This window comes from Albimonas donghaensis (assembly GCF_900106695.1).
GTDB classification, from domain to species: domain Bacteria; phylum Pseudomonadota; class Alphaproteobacteria; order Rhodobacterales; family Rhodobacteraceae; genus Albimonas; species Albimonas donghaensis.
Window position 1 is genome coordinate 557,257 of record NZ_FNMZ01000002.1, and the last position, 14,894, is coordinate 572,150.

Annotated in this window: 12 protein-coding genes; 8 read left to right on the top strand and 4 right to left on the bottom strand. The window is 72.5% G+C overall.

Going from position 1 to position 14,894, the window contains the following annotated elements:
- Positions 1-38: 38 nt before the first annotated feature.
- From BLV24_RS08425 to BLV24_RS08440, 4 genes are all read left to right on the top strand, one after another.
- Complete coding sequence (locus BLV24_RS08425) at positions 39-629, top strand: hypothetical protein (RefSeq protein ID WP_092680713.1); 591 nt, start codon at positions 39-41, stop codon at positions 627-629.
- A 246-nt stretch (positions 630-875) separates the two neighbouring features.
- Entirely contained in the window at positions 876-2,813 is a 1,938-nt protein-coding gene (dnaK, locus tag BLV24_RS08430; RefSeq protein WP_092680714.1) for a molecular chaperone DnaK, read from the top strand.
- 265 nt (positions 2,814-3,078) lie between these two features.
- Positions 3,079-4,242 carry a molecular chaperone DnaJ gene (gene dnaJ, locus BLV24_RS08435; RefSeq protein WP_092680715.1) on the top strand — a complete coding sequence of 388 codons (1,164 nt, stop codon included), beginning with the start codon at positions 3,079-3,081 and terminating at the stop codon, positions 4,240-4,242.
- Between the two features lie 241 nt (positions 4,243-4,483).
- A complete protein-coding gene (locus BLV24_RS08440; RefSeq protein ID WP_092680716.1) occupies positions 4,484-5,230 on the top strand; it encodes an SIMPL domain-containing protein in 747 nt (248 codons plus the stop codon).
- On the opposite strand, the gene BLV24_RS08445 is transcribed toward BLV24_RS08440, so the two are convergent.
- Positions 5,202-6,506 (bottom strand): capsular biosynthesis protein, encoded by a 1,305-nt coding sequence (locus BLV24_RS08445; RefSeq protein ID WP_176954685.1) that lies wholly within the window; start codon positions 6,504-6,506, stop codon positions 5,202-5,204. The genes BLV24_RS08440 and BLV24_RS08445 overlap by 29 nt on opposite strands.
- Positions 6,507-6,695: 189 nt before the next feature.
- Between BLV24_RS08445 and BLV24_RS08450 the strand changes: the two genes are divergently transcribed.
- A complete protein-coding gene (locus tag BLV24_RS08450; protein WP_092680718.1) occupies positions 6,696-8,060 on the top strand; it encodes a capsule polysaccharide biogenesis protein in 1,365 nt (454 codons plus the stop codon).
- 61 nt (positions 8,061-8,121) lie between these two features.
- On the opposite strand, the gene BLV24_RS08455 is transcribed toward BLV24_RS08450, so the two are convergent.
- Positions 8,122-9,291 carry a polysaccharide biosynthesis/export family protein gene (locus BLV24_RS08455; RefSeq protein ID WP_176954686.1) on the bottom strand — a complete coding sequence of 390 codons (1,170 nt, stop codon included), beginning with the start codon at positions 9,289-9,291 and terminating at the stop codon, positions 8,122-8,124.
- A 220-nt stretch (positions 9,292-9,511) separates the two neighbouring features.
- Positions 9,512-9,913, bottom strand: a complete 402-nt coding sequence (locus tag BLV24_RS08460) for a hypothetical protein (RefSeq protein WP_092680720.1) — start codon at positions 9,911-9,913, stop codon at positions 9,512-9,514.
- A 444-nt stretch (positions 9,914-10,357) separates the two neighbouring features.
- Between BLV24_RS08460 and BLV24_RS08465 the strand changes: the two genes are divergently transcribed.
- Genes BLV24_RS08465 through BLV24_RS08475 form a run of 3 tightly spaced genes read left to right on the top strand, consistent with a single transcriptional unit; the run spans position 10,358 to position 13,429 of the window.
- Entirely contained in the window at positions 10,358-11,182 is an 825-nt protein-coding gene (locus BLV24_RS08465; protein ID WP_143040264.1) for an ABC transporter permease, read from the top strand.
- Positions 11,179-11,940: an ABC transporter ATP-binding protein gene (locus tag BLV24_RS08470; RefSeq protein WP_218133371.1), complete on the top strand. Its 762-nt coding sequence runs from the start codon at positions 11,179-11,181 to the stop codon at positions 11,938-11,940. The genes BLV24_RS08465 and BLV24_RS08470 overlap by 4 nt, the downstream gene beginning before the upstream one ends.
- Before the next feature lies 1 nt (position 11,941).
- Complete coding sequence (locus BLV24_RS08475) at positions 11,942-13,429, top strand: KpsE/RkpR family capsule polysaccharide export protein (protein ID WP_092680722.1); 1,488 nt, start codon at positions 11,942-11,944, stop codon at positions 13,427-13,429.
- 270 nt (positions 13,430-13,699) lie between these two features.
- Here the strand turns inward: BLV24_RS08475 and BLV24_RS08480 are convergent, their stop codons facing one another.
- Entirely contained in the window at positions 13,700-14,842 is a 1,143-nt protein-coding gene (locus BLV24_RS08480) for an alcohol dehydrogenase catalytic domain-containing protein (protein ID WP_092680723.1), read from the bottom strand.
- Between the last annotated feature and the right edge of the window lie 52 nt (positions 14,843-14,894).

Sequence of the window (14,894 nt, forward strand, 5' to 3'; positions counted from 1 at the left end):
CCCGCGCCGCGCTCGGCGCGCCGGAAAGGAGCCCGTCCTTGACCCTGTTGTTCCGCGTATTCCGCATCGTCGTGCGATTCTCCACCCTGATCGTGTTCCTCGCGATGCTGGGACTCAACGTGGCGACCTTGACGATTTCGGGCGTGGCGGCGGCCGCCAACGGGGCGCTGGCGGCGGTGGGGGTCGGCACGGTGGCGGCCCGGAGCGCGGCGGCGAGCGCGGCGGCGGCGGCGCCCCGGCGGGCGGCGGTGCGCGCGGCGACGCGGCGGGTCTCGGCCCGGGTGACGCGGGGGGCGGCGCGCAACGCCGGCGCCGTGCTGGCCGAGAGCGTGCCCTGGCTCGGCGCCGCGGCGGTGGTCGGCTTCACCGCCATGGACCTGCGCGACGCCTGCGCCACCATGGAGGACCTGCGGGCGCTGGACGAGGCCATGGGGCCGGATCCCGCGCTCCGGCCGGAGTCGCCGGGGCCGGGCCCTTCGGCGGAGGACGGCTCGATGCTCGACCGGGCCGCGGCCCGGGTCTGCGCGCTGGAGGTTCCGACGCTGGCCGAGGTCCGCGCCGGGGTCGGCGGCGGGATGGGCGACGGGCTGGGCGACGGGGTGGGCGGGGGGACGCCGGCGCCGCCCTGACCCGCCCGTTTCCCCGCCCGGCGGCCGCATCGCCGCTCCCCCTGCGAAAACCTCGAAGAAACCTGCGGCGCATTGCGCGCCATCACCCTTAGCGGCGCCCGGATCGCTTGCAGCCCACGCCCCCGGCGCCTATATCCCGCCCGAGCGACGCGAAAGGCCCGGCCTGACGCATCGCCTTGGGATGGAGGGCGGGGGCCGCTTACGGACCCGGCCTCGCGGATCGCCGAACGAAAGGAAGACACACGCATGTCGAAAGTCATTGGCATCGACCTCGGGACCACGAACTCCTGCGTCGCCATCATGGATGGGACCAGTTCCAAGGTCATCGAGAACTCCGAGGGCGCGCGCACCACGCCCTCCATGGTCGCCTTCACCGAAGATGAGCGGCTCGTCGGCCAGCCGGCCAAGCGCCAGGCGGTCACCAATCCGGAAAACACCCTCTTCGCCGTCAAGCGCCTGATCGGGCGCCGGTACACCGACAAGGCGGTGGAGAAGGACAAGGGGATGGTCCCCTACCACATCGTCGAGGGCAAGAACGGCGACGCCTGGGTGGAAGCCCGCGGCGAGAAGTATTCGCCCAGCCAGGTCAGCGCCTACATCCTTCAGAAGATGAAGGAGACGGCCGAGTCCTACCTGGGCGAGACCGTGACCCAGGCCGTGATCACCGTTCCGGCCTATTTCAACGACTCCCAGCGTCAGGCCACCAAGGACGCCGGCAAGATCGCCGGCCTGGAAGTGCTGCGCATCATCAACGAGCCGACCGCGGCCGCGCTGGCCTACGGGCTGGACAAGACCGAGGGCAAGACCATCGCGGTCTATGACCTCGGCGGCGGCACCTTCGACATCTCGATCCTCGAGATCGACGACGGCCTGTTCGAGGTGAAGTCGACCAACGGCGACACCTTCCTGGGCGGCGAAGACTTCGACATGCGCATCGTCGAATACCTCGCCGAGGAGTTCAAGAAGCAGTCCGGCGTGGACCTGACCAAGGACCGCCTGGCGCTTCAGCGCCTGAAGGAAGCCGCCGAGAAGGCCAAGATCGAGCTGTCGTCCTCGTCCCAGACCGAGGTCAACCAGCCCTTCATCTCGATGGACCCCGAGACCCGGCAGCCGCTGCACCTGGTGCTGAAGCTGAGCCGCTCGAAGCTGGAGTCGATCGTGGGCGACCTGATCGCCCGCACGCTCAAGCCCTGCGCGGACGCGCTGAAGGACGCCGGCGTCTCCAAGGCCGAGATCGACGAAGTGGTGCTGGTCGGCGGCATGACCCGCATGCCCAAGGTCATGGAAGAGGTCACCAAGTTCTTCGGGAAGGAGCCCCACAAGGGCGTGAACCCCGATGAGGTCGTGGCCATGGGCGCCGCCATCCAGGCCGGCGTGCTGCAGGGCGACGTCAAGGACGTGGTGCTGCTGGACGTGACGCCCCTGAGCCTGGGGATCGAGACGCTGGGCGGCGTGTTCACCCGGCTGATCGACCGCAACACCACGATCCCGACCAAGAAGAGCCAGGTGTTCTCCACCGCCGACGACAACCAGACCGCGGTGACGATCAACGTCTTCCAGGGCGAGCGCGAGATGGCGCGGGACAACAAGTCCCTCGGCCAGTTCAACCTCGAAGGGATCGCCCCGGCGCCCCGCGGGATGCCGCAGATCGAGGTCAGCTTCGACATCGACGCCAACGGCATCGTGTCGGTCGGCGCCAAGGACAAGGCGACCGGCAAGGAGCAGAAGATCACCATCCAGGCCTCGGGCGGTCTGTCGGATGACGACATCGAGCAGATGGTCAAGGACGCCGAGGCCAATGCCGAGGCCGACAAGCAGCGCCGCGAAGTGGTCGAGGCGAAGAACCACGCCGAAAGCCTGATCCACGGCGCCGAGAAGTCGCTGGAAGAGCATGGCGACAAGGCCGGCGAAGAGGTGAAGGCCGAGATCACCGCCGCGGTCGCCGCGCTGAAGGCCTCGATCGAGGCCGAGGAAGCCGACGCCGAGGACATCAAGGCCAAGACCCAGGCCCTGACCGAAGCGTCGATGAAGCTCGGCGAGGCGATCTACAAGGCCCAGGCCGAGGCCGAAGGCCCGACCGACGCCGAAGCGCCCGAAGGCGGTCCGGCCAAGGCCGAAGGTGAGGACGACGTCGTCGACGCCGAATTCACCGAAGAGAAGGACGACGGCCGCAAGGCCGGCTGACGCTGACGGCCGGTCCGGACCGGACCGGTCGCGGATGCGCGGCCCCGTCTCCCGATCCGGGGGGCGGGGCCGCGTCGCGACCGGCCCCGGTCCTTTTCCGGCGCGCCCCGCCCCTGGGCGGCGAATGCGACCGCGCGGCGGTTGACCCCGCAATGAGCCGGGGGGACGGTCGACAGGCCCTCCTTCCGAACCTCCGGCGGGCACCTCCGCAGGACGCGACGCTGACCCGCGACACGGGCCGGGCCAAACGGGAGTGACGCGACGCATGTCGAAACGCGATTTCTACGAGGTCCTCGGCATCGCCAAGGGCGCCTCCGAGGAAGAGATCAAGAAGGCCTACCGCACCCAGGCCAAGGCCACCCATCCCGACCGCAATCGGGATGACCCGGAGGCCGAGGGCAAGTTCAAGCTGGTCAACGAGGCCTATGACTGCCTGAAGGACCCGCAGAAGAAGGCGGCCTACGACCAGTTCGGCCACGCCGCCTTCGAGAACGGCGGACCGGGGGGCGGCGGCGGCTTCCGTCCGGGCCATGGCGGCCAGGGCGATCCCAACTTCGGCTCGGCCTTCTCGGACGTGTTCGAGGACCTGTTCGGCGAGTTCATGGGCGGCCAGCGCGGCGGCCAGCGCCGGCGCGGCGGGGCCTCGCGGGGGTCGGACCTGCGCTACAACCTGCGCGTGACGCTGGAGGAGGCCTTCCAGGGCAAGCAGGAGACGATCACCGTCCCCGGCTCGGTCCAGTGCGAGGCCTGTTCGGGCACCGGCGCCGAGGGCGGCGCCCAGCCGGCCGCCTGCCCGACCTGTTCGGGCATGGGCAAGGTGCGGGCGCAGCAGGGCTTTTTCACCATCGAGCGGACCTGCCCGACCTGCGCCGGCCGTGGCCAGGTGGTGAAGAACCCGTGCAAGACCTGCAACGGCGCGACCCGCGTGACGAAGGAGCGCCGGCTTACCGTCAACATCCCCGCGGGGGTGGAGACCGGAACCCGCATCCGCCTGGCCGGCGAGGGCGAGGCCGGGGTGATGGGGGGGCCGAACGGCGATCTCTACATCTTCATCGAGGTCGAGGCCCACAGCATCTTCGAGCGCGAGGGCGTGGACCTGCATTGCCGCATCCCGGTGCCGATGACCGCCGCCGCGCTTGGCGGTGAGATCGAGGCGCCGCTGATCGACGGCGGCCGGTCGCGGGTGAAGGTTCCCGCCGGCGTGCAGGCCGGCAAGCAGCTGCGCCTGCGCGAAAAGGGCATGCCCAGCCTGCGCGGCGGGCGTCGCGGCGACCTCTACCTGGAACTGGCGGTGGAGACCCCGGTCAACCTGACCGCGCGCCAGAAGGAGCTGCTCAAGGAATTCGAGGAGGCGGGCAAGGACAACTCGCCCGGCCATTCGGATTTCTTCAGCCGCGTCAAATCCTTCTGGGACGGCATGACCGGCTGACGACCTCCGGCAGGGGGGATCGGGCGCCGGGCCGGATCGGCTCTTGCCGCCTGAAGACGGACAACCGCCGCGCCCCCCCCGGGGCGCGGCGGTTCGCGTTCCGGGGGTTTCGCGGCGGGCGGAGGAGGGGCATGTTGAGGGCCACTCTGACCGCGCCCCGAAATCGCCTCGCCGCCGCCGCGCGGCCGGGCGGATCGGGGCTTAGCTGCGCCGCTCCGAGATCCTTCGCAGGAGACGATCCATGCCCCGCCCGTTCCTCCGCCCGCTTGCCGCCGCGATCGCTCTGACGGCCGTCGCCGCGCCGGGCTTCGCCGTCGCCCAGAACGGCTCCGGCTCCAACGCCGCCGCCAACACCGCGTCGGCCTGCGCGGGGCGGCTGTCGGTCACCGGCCAGGGGGAGGCCTCGGCCGCCCCGGACCTGCTGCGGGTGAACCTGCGCACCGAGACCGAGGCCGCGTCCCCCGCCGAGGCGCTGAGCGGGACCGCCGCCCAGGCCCAGGCCATGCTCGACGCGCTGAAGGCCGAGGGGATCGAGGGCGCGAACGTGCAGACCTCGGAGGTTTCGCTCCACCCGGTCCGCGAGCCCGCCCAGAAGGGCCAGGCCCCCAAGGTCGTGGCCTGGCGCGCGGCGAACGGGCTGCGGGTGTCGCTGGTCGACGTCTCGCGCTTCGGGGCGGTGGTCAACGCGGCGGCGGCGGCGGGGGCGACCGAGGTTTCGGGCATCAGCCTCGACGTCTCGGAGCCCGACGCGCTGATGGAGGAGGCCCGCGCCGGCGCGGTGCGCGACGCCATGGACCGGGCCGCAGCCATGGCCGAGGCCGCGGGGCTGCGGCTGGGCGAAGTGCTGGAGATGTCGGACGGCGGCGGGGGCGGGATGCCGCGCCCGATGTTCGCCCGCGCCGCCTCGGCCATGGAGGACATGCCGATCGCGGAGGGGGAGCAGACGCTCTCGGCCTCGGTCAACATGACGTTCGAGCTTTGCCGCTGAGGCGGGGCCAGGCCGCCCGGCTCGCCTCCCCCGGCAGGCGGGCGGGGGCGAGCATCCGTTCCGCCATGGCGGCGGCGCCGGCGGTGACGCCGGCGCCTTCGAACCCGCCGCGGACCTGCGTGGCCCAGCCCAGCGCGCCCAGCAGGTCCGCCACCCGGGCCGCGTCCGGGGCCATGGGCGCGCGCCAGAACCCGCGGAGCGGCTGCGGGTCGGTCATCCCCTCCCGCGCGAAGACGGCCCGGCCCAGCGCCTTGACCGGCACGCCGCGGCGCAGGGCGGAGAGGCCGACGGTGGAATTCACCGTCACCACCCCCGCGGCCCGGTCCAGCATGGCGTTGAGATCGCCGCCGTCGATCACCTCGACCCGCGGCTCGACCCCGTGCCGGGCGGCCTCGGCGCGCAGCAGGCGGCGCCAGGGGGTCATGCCGTTGTCGCCCGGATGCTCCTTGACCAGCAGCCGGGCCTCGGGCGGGGCGTTGCGGGCGAAGTCGCGGATCACGCCGGCCATGGTCACCCGCAGGTCGGGGTCGGGACCGTGGACGCGGATCTGGAAATCGGTGCGCAGTTGCAGGGGCAGCAGGAACAGCGGCGCGTCGCCTGCGCCCCACGCCTCCCACACCGCCGCCGCATGGGCCCGGTCGCGCCGGGCGCGGACCAGCTTCCACAGGAACCCCGCCCATTCGGCGGTCGGGTGCCAGGTGGCGTGACGTTCGTAATGCGGATGCGTCGCCCAGGAGACCAGCAGGTTGGAGAGGTTCCAGACCACGTCCAGCGCCGCGTATTCGGGAAAGCTGGGGGGGAAGAGGCGACGTTCCTCGGGCGGCTCGGCGCGGGCCAGCGCGGCCATGGCCTCCGGCGTCTCGGGCAGCGGCAGGGCGGGGCCGGCGCCGTTGGGCTCGATGGTCAGCCAGTCGGGACGCACGAGGCCAAGCTCGACATGGTGGACCCGGACGCCGGTGGCGCGCGCGAGGGCCACGGCCTCCCGGTGGCGGGGGCGGTTGTCGCCGAGCAGGGCGAGGTCGGTGATCCCCTCGCGCGCCATCATGTCGGCCAGGAACGCCGGCCAGCCCGCCGCGTCGCCGCGATAGGACCGGCCGCGGGGGCGGCGGCCCCAGTAGAGCGCGTCGCCGGGGCAAAGGTGGATGCGATGCGCCTCGGCCCCCCGCGCCTCCAGCGCCGCGGCGAGGCGGGGGAAGAACAGCGAGGACGGCCCGTGCAGCATCAGGAACCGCCGCGCGGGGCGGGTCTGCGGGGCGGGCGAGGGCAAGCGGGTCACGGTGGATACAGGGTCCGGATGGAGCGGCGGTCGGGCGCCCGTCCGGTCTACACAATCTCCGCCGCAGGCGCGAGCCGGGGCCGCGGCCGGAGAGGCGATGGGGGGGCGATCGGGGGGGCGGGTTGACATGCTCCGGCCCCCAGCCTAGCCCGCCTGTCGATCATCCGCATCGTGAGAGGACCAGCCGCCGTGGGCAGCCAGGCCGAGACGCAGATCGCCGAAGGCCCCTCCGACGGGCCGCCCGACGGCACGCCCCCGCGCGCGCCGCGCCGCGCGTTGTTCCTGCAGGGCCCGCCGACGGTGTTCTGGACCGAGCTTGCGGCCGAGTTCGAGGCGCAGGGCCATGCCACGCTGCGGGTGAACCTGTCCACCGCCGACCGGCTGATGTGGCGCCGCCCCGGGGCCGCCGACTACCGCGGCACGCTGTCGGGCTGGCGGGCCTGGATCGCCGCGCATCTGGAGCGTGAGCGGATCACAGACGTGCTCTATTACGCCGACCGCCTGCCCTATCACGTCATCGCGGCGGAGGAGGCCGACCGGCTCGGCATCCCCTGCCACGCGGTCGAGTTCGGCTATCTGCGTCCCGACTGGCTGACGCTGGAGCGGCGCGGGATGGGGGCGTTCTCGCATTTTCCGGACGACCCGGACGCGATCCGCGCCATCGCCGCGGCGGCCCGCGCGCAGGAGACCGACGCCGAGCTGGAGACCCGCCACGGCCACAGCTTTGTGCGCGAGGCCCGCGACGAGCTGCTGTTCAACCTGGCCAACGCCTTGTTCTGCTGGCCTTATCCCTTCTACCAGATGGACAAGCGCTACCATGCGCTGACCGACTATGTGGGCTGGATCCCCAAGCTGCTGCGGGTCGGCGCCCGCGACCGGCATGCGGAGAAGGTCGAGGCGCGTTACCTGTCCGGGGAGGCCCCGTTCCACCTGGTCGCGCTGCAGGTGGAATCGGACTACCAGCTTCGCGACAACGCCCCCTATGACAGCCTGCGCGAGGCCATCGACCAGATCGTCGCCTCCTTCGCCCGCCATGCCGGGCCGGCGCAGCGGCTGCTGTTCAAGCTGCACCCGCTCGACAACGGGCTGGAGAACTGGCCCCGCGCCGTGGCCCGCGCGGCGGCGGCGCACGGGCTGGGCGACCGGGTCGATCATATCGACGGCGGCGCGCTGGACGCGCTGATCGCGCAGGCGGAGGGGGTGGTCTCGGTCAACTCCACCGTGGGCCTGCACGCCATCCGGGCGCTGCGCCCGACGCTGGCGCTGGGGGCGGCGGTCTATGACATGCCGGGCCTGACCCATCAGGGGCCGCTCGCGCGGTTCTGGACGGCGCCCGAGCCGGTGGACCCGCAGCTGGCGGAGGATTTCGCGCTGGCGCTGGCGGCCTCCGCGCAGGTGAAGGGGTCGTTCTACGAGCCGACGGGCCGGGCGCGGGCGAAGGCCGAGATCGTGGCCCGTGTGGCGGAGGGTCGGGTCAACGCGCTGGGCGCCTTCGTCCCCGTCCCCCCGCGCCTGCCGGTGCGCCCGCGCGAAGCGGACCTGACCGGGGCCTGAGCGCGGGCGGGCGGGGCCGGGACGCCCCCCCCCCGGACCCGCCCCGGCCCCGCCCGTCGGATCAGTTGATGTCGTTGATCAGCCGCAGGGTCGCCGCGGCCGGGGTCAGCACCGAGGCGAAGACCCGCAACACCTTCTGGGCATTGGCGAAGTCGGCGTTGGCCACGTAGATGATGTCCCCGTCCTGCACGACGAAGCGCCGCGCCAGGAAGAACGAGCCCGGATCCGACAGGTCGAGATTGTAGACCACAGGCGACATCAGGCCGGCCGAGGTGCTGGCCGAGGGCGGCTCGCGCCCCTCCGGCGTCATGTCCGGAACCGGAGGCAGCTGGCGGGCGAGCTCGGTCGGCTCGTAGCGGAACACATAGACCGCGGAGGGACTGGCGCTGCTGTCGCGCAGCCCGCCGACATCGGCCAGCGCCTCGTCCAGGGTCATGATTTCGGCGGAGAAGGACATGCGGCGCGGGCGGTTGGCGGCGCCCATGACCGAGTAGCTCTCGTTCGAGTTCATCACGGTCAGCACGTCGCCGGGCATCACGCGCACGTTCTGGGCGGGCTCGCGCAGGATCCGCGACAGGTGGGTTTCGGCCTGCGCGTCGCCGCGGGTCAGCCGCACCAGCGCCTGGTGCGCGGGGATCGAGGCGCCGCCGGCGGTGGCGAGCACGTCGAGCACCCGCTCCCCCACGCCGGCCAGGGGAATGCGGCCGGCCTTGCCCAGCGCGTCGCCGATCACGGTGACCGCGGAGACCGGGGACGTGTCCAGCGTCACCAGCACCTGGGGCTCGATCGCCTTGCCCTCCAGCGCGGTGACGATGGCGGAGGCGACGGCTTCGGGCGTGCGGCCGGCGGCGCGGATGCGGCCGGCATAGGGGACCGAGATCGCGCCCGAATCCCCGATGCGCTGGCGCGGCAGGCCGGAGGCGCGGTTGCCCATGCCGTTGCCGGAGAAGACGCCGCCCTCCACGGCCTCCCAGATGGTGACGGACACGACGTCGCCGACCTTGAGCTGGAAGTTCTGACCGCCGCCGCGGGTCAGGTCGCTGGGCGGCTCCCGCCGCCGGCGGTCGAGGACCTCGAGCGTTTCGGGGGTGAGCGCGGCGAAGGCGAAGGGCTGAAGGGTGCTGTCGGACTCCAGCGCCGCGGTTTCGATCGCGCCGATGGTGGGGCCGCTCATCGGCATGGAGGTGCAGCCCGCCAGCACGATGGCCGCGCCGATCATCCAAGCCCGCATGTTCAGCCTCTCCCCGTCCGCAGACTGTCCGCCTTGCGGCGCCGGGGGCGCGCGCATCGCGGTCCCGCGCGCGATGGGCGCGCGGCGAACCCGGGTTGTGCATCGCCCGGGCCGCGCAGGCAACCCGCGGCGCGCAATCGGGCGACGCGACGCGGGGTAAGACGGGGAAGGCGAGGCGGGGGCCGGGTGGAAGGCGGGGGCCGGGAGGCGGGAGGAGCCCTCAGCCCTTGCGGCGGCGGGCGCGCAGGCCCAGCGCGGTTCCCGACAGGGCGAAGCCCAGCAGGGTCAGCGCGGCGGGAAGCGGCACGGCGGCGGCCTCGGCCATCGCGGCCGGCGGCGTCTCCAGCTGCAGGGCGGAGATGGCGTAGCCGGTCGGCGCCGGCCGGTCGCAGCCCGGCGCCTCCACGCAGGGCCAGGCGCCGAGGGTCGCGGCGTCGCCCTGGCTCGGGGCTGCGGACGAAGCGGCGGGCGAAGCGGCGGACGAAACGACGGGCGCGGGATCGCCGAACAGGAGGCTGTCGGCGGGAGCGCTCAGGTCGGTCTCCGCCATGGCGGAGACCGACAGGATGGCGGCCACGGCGAAACCGAAGGCTGCGAGGCTCAGGGTCTGGCGGGCGGGCACGGCCGAATCTCCGAATCTGGTTAAGTTCTCACTGTTTCGCAGGATTGACGTGACTGCAGCGTGACCAATGGTGCGCTGCGCAAATCCGCCGCAGAACGCGACATTTTCATTACAGTTCAGAAACATGGCGGTTCGCAACTGCAGCAGGCCCCCTGCGTGTCCCGGCCGGCTTCGCAGCACATGCGGCGCCCGGGCCCGGACCGGCGCCGCGGCTGGCGCGCGCCGCCCCCCGCCCCCTGCCCGACGTCGCCTCCGGCCCGGTCCGCGAAGGCCCCCGAGGCGCCCGCGCCGCCGCATCCGTCGCGGCCGCCGCGCCTCGCCTTCCGGCCGCCGAATGTGCTATCGGGCGCGGTGCGCCGGGCGCAGGATGGGACGCGCAGCGCCCTCCGCCCGGCCCCCCGCCGCCGCGCGCCCCGGCGCAGGCCAGCAGGAGACCGCCCTCGCATGGCGAGCCCGACCGAGCCCCAATCCGGCCCCGCGCCGGTCCTGACCACCGACCCCTCGCCGCTGCGCGTGCATCTGCGCGTGGTCCGCGCCCTGCTGATGCGCGAGATGTCGGCCCGCTACGGCCGCGCCACCGGCGGTTATTTCTGGGCGGTGGCCGAGCCGGTGGGCATGATCCTGATCATCTCCATGGCCTTCTCGATCCTGACGCGGGTGCCGGAGATCGGGCAGAGCTTCATGATGTTCTTCGCCACCGGATATCTGAGCTTCAATTTCTACCGGGTCACCTCGCAGCAGATGTCGACGGCGGTGCGCAACAACTATTCGTTGCTGCAATATCCCAACGTCACCCCCTATGACGCCCTGGTCGCGCGGCTGCTGCTGCAGACGCTGACCAACCTGTTCGTGGCGGTCATCATCCTGAGCATCACGATCTGGTGGACCGACGAGCCCGTCAGCCTGAACTTCCCGCTGCTGGCCGCCGCGGTCGGGGCGGCCACGCTGATGGCCGCCGGCGCGGGCTTCATGAACGCGGTGCTGTTCCACATCTTCCCGACCTACGAGCAGGTGTTCAGCATCGTCAACCGGCCGCTGTTCCTGATTTCGGGCATCTTCTTCACGCCGGAAAGCATGCCCACCCAGATCCGCGACCTGCTGGCCTGGAACCCGCTGGTGCACGTGGTCTCGGCCTTCCGCGAGGGCGTCTACCCGGTCTATCACCCCGCGATCAACTCGCTGGAATATCCGTTCGCGATCGGGCTGGTGTCGGTGTTCTTCGGGCTGATCCTGCTGAAACGCTACGACGAGAGGCTGGCGGAACGGTGATCGAGCTTCAGGACGTCTCCAAGGCCTACCCGATCAAGGGCGGCGTCAAGACGGTGCTGGACGGGTTGAGCATGACCATCCCGCGCAACCGCTCGCTGGCGCTGCTGGGGCGCAACGGGGCGGGGAAATCCACGCTGCTGTCGATGATCGCCGGCTCGATCAAGCCGGATCGCGGGCGCATCCTGCGGCATTGCCGGGTCAGCTTCCCGCTGGGCTTCGCCGGGTCGTTCCACCGGGACATGACCGGCGCGCAGAACCTGCGTTTCGTGGCCCGCATCTACGGCGTGGACGCGGAGATGCTGACCGACTACGTCTCCGACTTCGCGGAGCTGGGCGCCTACCTGGAACAGCCGGTGCGGGTCTATTCCTCGGGCATGAAGGCGCGGCTGGCCTTCGGCGTGTCCATGGGGATCGCCTTCGACACCTATCTGGTGGATGAGCTGACCGCCGTGGGCGACAAGAACTTCCGCCTGAAAAGCCGCCAGGTGTTCGAGCGCAAGCTGACCCATTCCAACGTGGTGATGGTCTCGCATTCCATCGGGCAGCTGCGGGACTACTGCAATTGCGGGATGGTGCTGGAGAACGGGCGGGTCGAGGTCTACGACGACCTTGAGGAAGCCATCGCCCGGCACGAAGAGAACATGCGCATGTCGCGCGAGGAGGACGGCGGGCCGCGCGGCCGCCGTCGGCGCCGCGAGGCGGCGAAGGTGAAAGCGCGGATGAAACGGCGCCGCGGGGCGCGTCGGGGAATGATCTGAGATGGACCGGAACGAGAGCAACCCCCAGGCGGGCGCGGGCGCGGGCGGCGGCGGGAACGACGCCCAGGACGCCGAGGAGCTGTCGCCCGAAGAGGAGGCCGCGCGCCAGGCCAAGCGCCGCGAGCGCCGGCTGGCCCGACGCGAGGCCGCGGCCGAGGCCGAGGCGGAAGAAAGCTCCGGCGGCGGCGGCGGCGCGGTCGCCCGACGCGGCGCGAACGCCCGCCCGAAGGCCGGCTCGAACGCGGGGGGCGGTTCCGGCGGCGGCGGTTCCGGCGGGGGAGGCGGCGGGGGCCGCAAGCGCTCGGTCGTCGTCGACGTGCAGTCCGACCAGATCGTCGCCCGCGCCCGGCGCCGGCGCTTCTGGGGACAGGTCCGGCTGTGGCTGTCCTTCATCATTCTGGTCGCGGCGCCGGCGACGCTGGCGGGCTGGTATCTCAACGTGGTCGCGGCGGATCAATACGCCTCCCAGGTCAGTTTCGCGGTGCGCAGCCTCGACAGCACCCTGCCCTCGCCGGTGACGGAGCTGTTCGGCGGGGCCTCGGATTCCACCGCCGGCGACAGCCAGATGCTGTTCGAATATCTCCAGTCGCAGCCCCTGGTGGAGCTGATCGGCGAGCGGGTGGACCTGGACGAGGTCTACAACCGGCCCGAGGCGGACTGGCTGTTCTCGCTCGGCCATGACCGCACGGTGGAGGAGCGGGTGGCCTACTGGAACCGGGCGGCCACGGTGTCCTACGACACGTCGAGCGGGATCATCTATGTCGAGGTCCGCGCCTTCCGGCCCGGCGACGCGAAGGCCCTCGCCGAGGCCGCGCTGGCCGAGAGCGAGCTTCTGATCAACGGGCTCAGCACCGGGGCGCGGCAGGACGCGATCCGCTTCGCGCAGGTCGACCTGGTGGAGGCCGAGGCCCGCATCCGCACCGCGCGGGTGGCCCTGCAGGCCTTCCGCTCGGGCCAGGGCACGGCGGACATCTCGGGCGACATCACCCAGCAGATGCAGCTGATCGGCCAGCTTCGCGGACGCCGCGCCGAGGCGCAGGCGGAGTATGACAGCCGCAAGGGCCTGCTGGGCCGGGACAGCCCGACCCTGTCGGCCCTGCGTCGGCGGGTGGAGAGCCTGGACGCCCAGATCGCCGAGGCGGAGGCGCGGATCTCGACCCTGCCGGAGGCGCAGGGGGCGGGGTCGGGCGAGCGTCTCCCCGGCCTGGCCCGCGACACGCTGGCCGAGGCCGCCGGCGCCCAGGAAGAGCTTCAGGTGGAGCTGGAGCTGGCGACGCAGATGTATGTGGCCGCCCAGTCCTCGCTGGAGGCGGCGCGGGCGGATGCGCGGCGGGCGCAGCGCTATCTGGCGACCCATATCCAGCCGACCCTGTCGGAGGAGCCGGAATATCCGCTGCGCATCACCTGGACCCTGGCGATCTTCGTGACGTTGCTGCTGGCCTGGTCGATCCTGCAGCTGATCGTCGGCTCGATCCGCGACCGCAGCTGACGGCAGGCGGCAGGCGGCAGACGGGGGGGGGCGGGCCCCGGAACCGGGCGCCGCGTCGACCGTCGCGCCCGGCGTCCCGGCTCCGCCCGCGGCGCGCGCACCCGTGGCGAGGGTGGAGACCGGGCCGAAGGCGCCCCCGTCGCCCCGCGGCGCGGGCGGAACGGCGCAGGCGGCGCGCGGCTGGACGCGCCGCCCGGCCCGAAGCCGGCCCCGACGCCCGCCCCGACGCGGGGATCAGGGCCGGGACCAGAGTCGGGATCAGAGCCCGGCTCAGACCTCGCGGTCGGGACGGACCAGGTATTTCTCACCGGTCGCCCGACGGGCCCAGGCGCGGGCGGTTTCGGGGTCCAGCGCCTCGGCCAGCGACACGCGGGCGGTGTAGCGGCTGGCGAAGGTGGTGGTCAGCTCCGCCGCCACCCGGGCGCGCAGCCGTGCCGCGACCTCGCCCCCCGCGGCGGCCAGGAAGTTGGTCAGCAGCCAGCCCCCCGCCCCCCAGCACAGCCCCATGCCCTGCGGGATCACGATCGGGCCCTCGTCCAGCAGCCCGTAATGATAGACCTGCTTCTTCACCGAGGTGCCGTAGGGGCTCCACGGCTTGTCCCTGGCCAGCCCCCGCTCCATCGCGTTGATGATCCGGCCGCCGAGATCGCCGCCCCCCACCGCGTCGAACGCCAGGGTGGCGCCGGTCGCGGCCACCGCTTCCTCCAGCTTCGCGTCGAAATCCGGGGCGGAGGAGATGCAGATATGCTCGGCGCCCTCGGCGCGCAGGATCTCGGCCTGGGCCTCGGAGCGCACGATGTTGACCAGGCCCACGCCGTCGGCCCGGCAGATGCGCACCAGCATCCGGCCCAGGTTGGAGGCGGCGGCGGTGTGGATCAGCGCGCTGTGGCCCTCGGCGCGCATCACCTCGGGAAAGCTGAGCGCGGTCATCGGGTTGACATAGGCCGCGGCGCCTTCCTCGGGGTCCGCGCCATCGGCCAGCGGCAGGCAGTCGGCGGCGCGCAGGGTGCGGTGATGCGCATACATCCCCCCGCCGCGCATCGCCACGCGACGGCCCAGCAAGGCCTGCGCCGCGGCCCCGACCCCGGCGGCGATGACTTCGCCCGCGCCCTCGTTGCCCACGGGCAGGGGCAGGTCGAGCCGGGTTCCCATGGCGCCCATGCGCTCGGCCGGGACCTGCGCGACCAGGCCGGGGCGGCCGTCGATCTCCGCCGCCTTGAGGTCCGCGGGATCGGCGGGGCCGAGCAGCACGAGAATGTCGGACGGGTTGATCGGCGAGGCCTCGACCCGCACCACCACGTCGTCGGGACCGGGCGCGGGCAGGTCGACCTCATGCAGGCCGAGGCGCAGCTCGCCCCCCGCGGTCAGGGTCGAGCGCATGGCGAGCGTGCGCGCGGGGATCGGTTCGGGCATGGGGGTTCCTCCTGTTTGTTGCTCGGCCGTTCTGCGCCGGCCGGCTTTGTCG

Coding starts and splice junctions, on each gene's coding strand:
- dnaK (WP_092680714.1), top strand. CDS start 876: ATGTCGAAAGTCATTGGCATCGACCTCGGGACCACGAACTCCTGCGTC.
- dnaJ (WP_092680715.1), top strand. CDS start 3,079: ATGTCGAAACGCGATTTCTACGAGGTCCTCGGCATCGCCAAGGGCGCC.
- BLV24_RS08440 (WP_092680716.1), top strand. CDS start 4,484: ATGCCCCGCCCGTTCCTCCGCCCGCTTGCCGCCGCGATCGCTCTGACG.
- BLV24_RS08455 (WP_176954686.1), bottom strand. CDS start 9,291: ATGCGGGCTTGGATGATCGGCGCGGCCATCGTGCTGGCGGGCTGCACC.
- BLV24_RS08465 (WP_143040264.1), top strand. CDS start 10,358: ATGGCGAGCCCGACCGAGCCCCAATCCGGCCCCGCGCCGGTCCTGACC.
- BLV24_RS08475 (WP_092680722.1), top strand. CDS start 11,942: ATGGACCGGAACGAGAGCAACCCCCAGGCGGGCGCGGGCGCGGGCGGC.
- BLV24_RS08480 (WP_092680723.1), bottom strand. CDS start 14,842: ATGCCCGAACCGATCCCCGCGCGCACGCTCGCCATGCGCTCGACCCTG.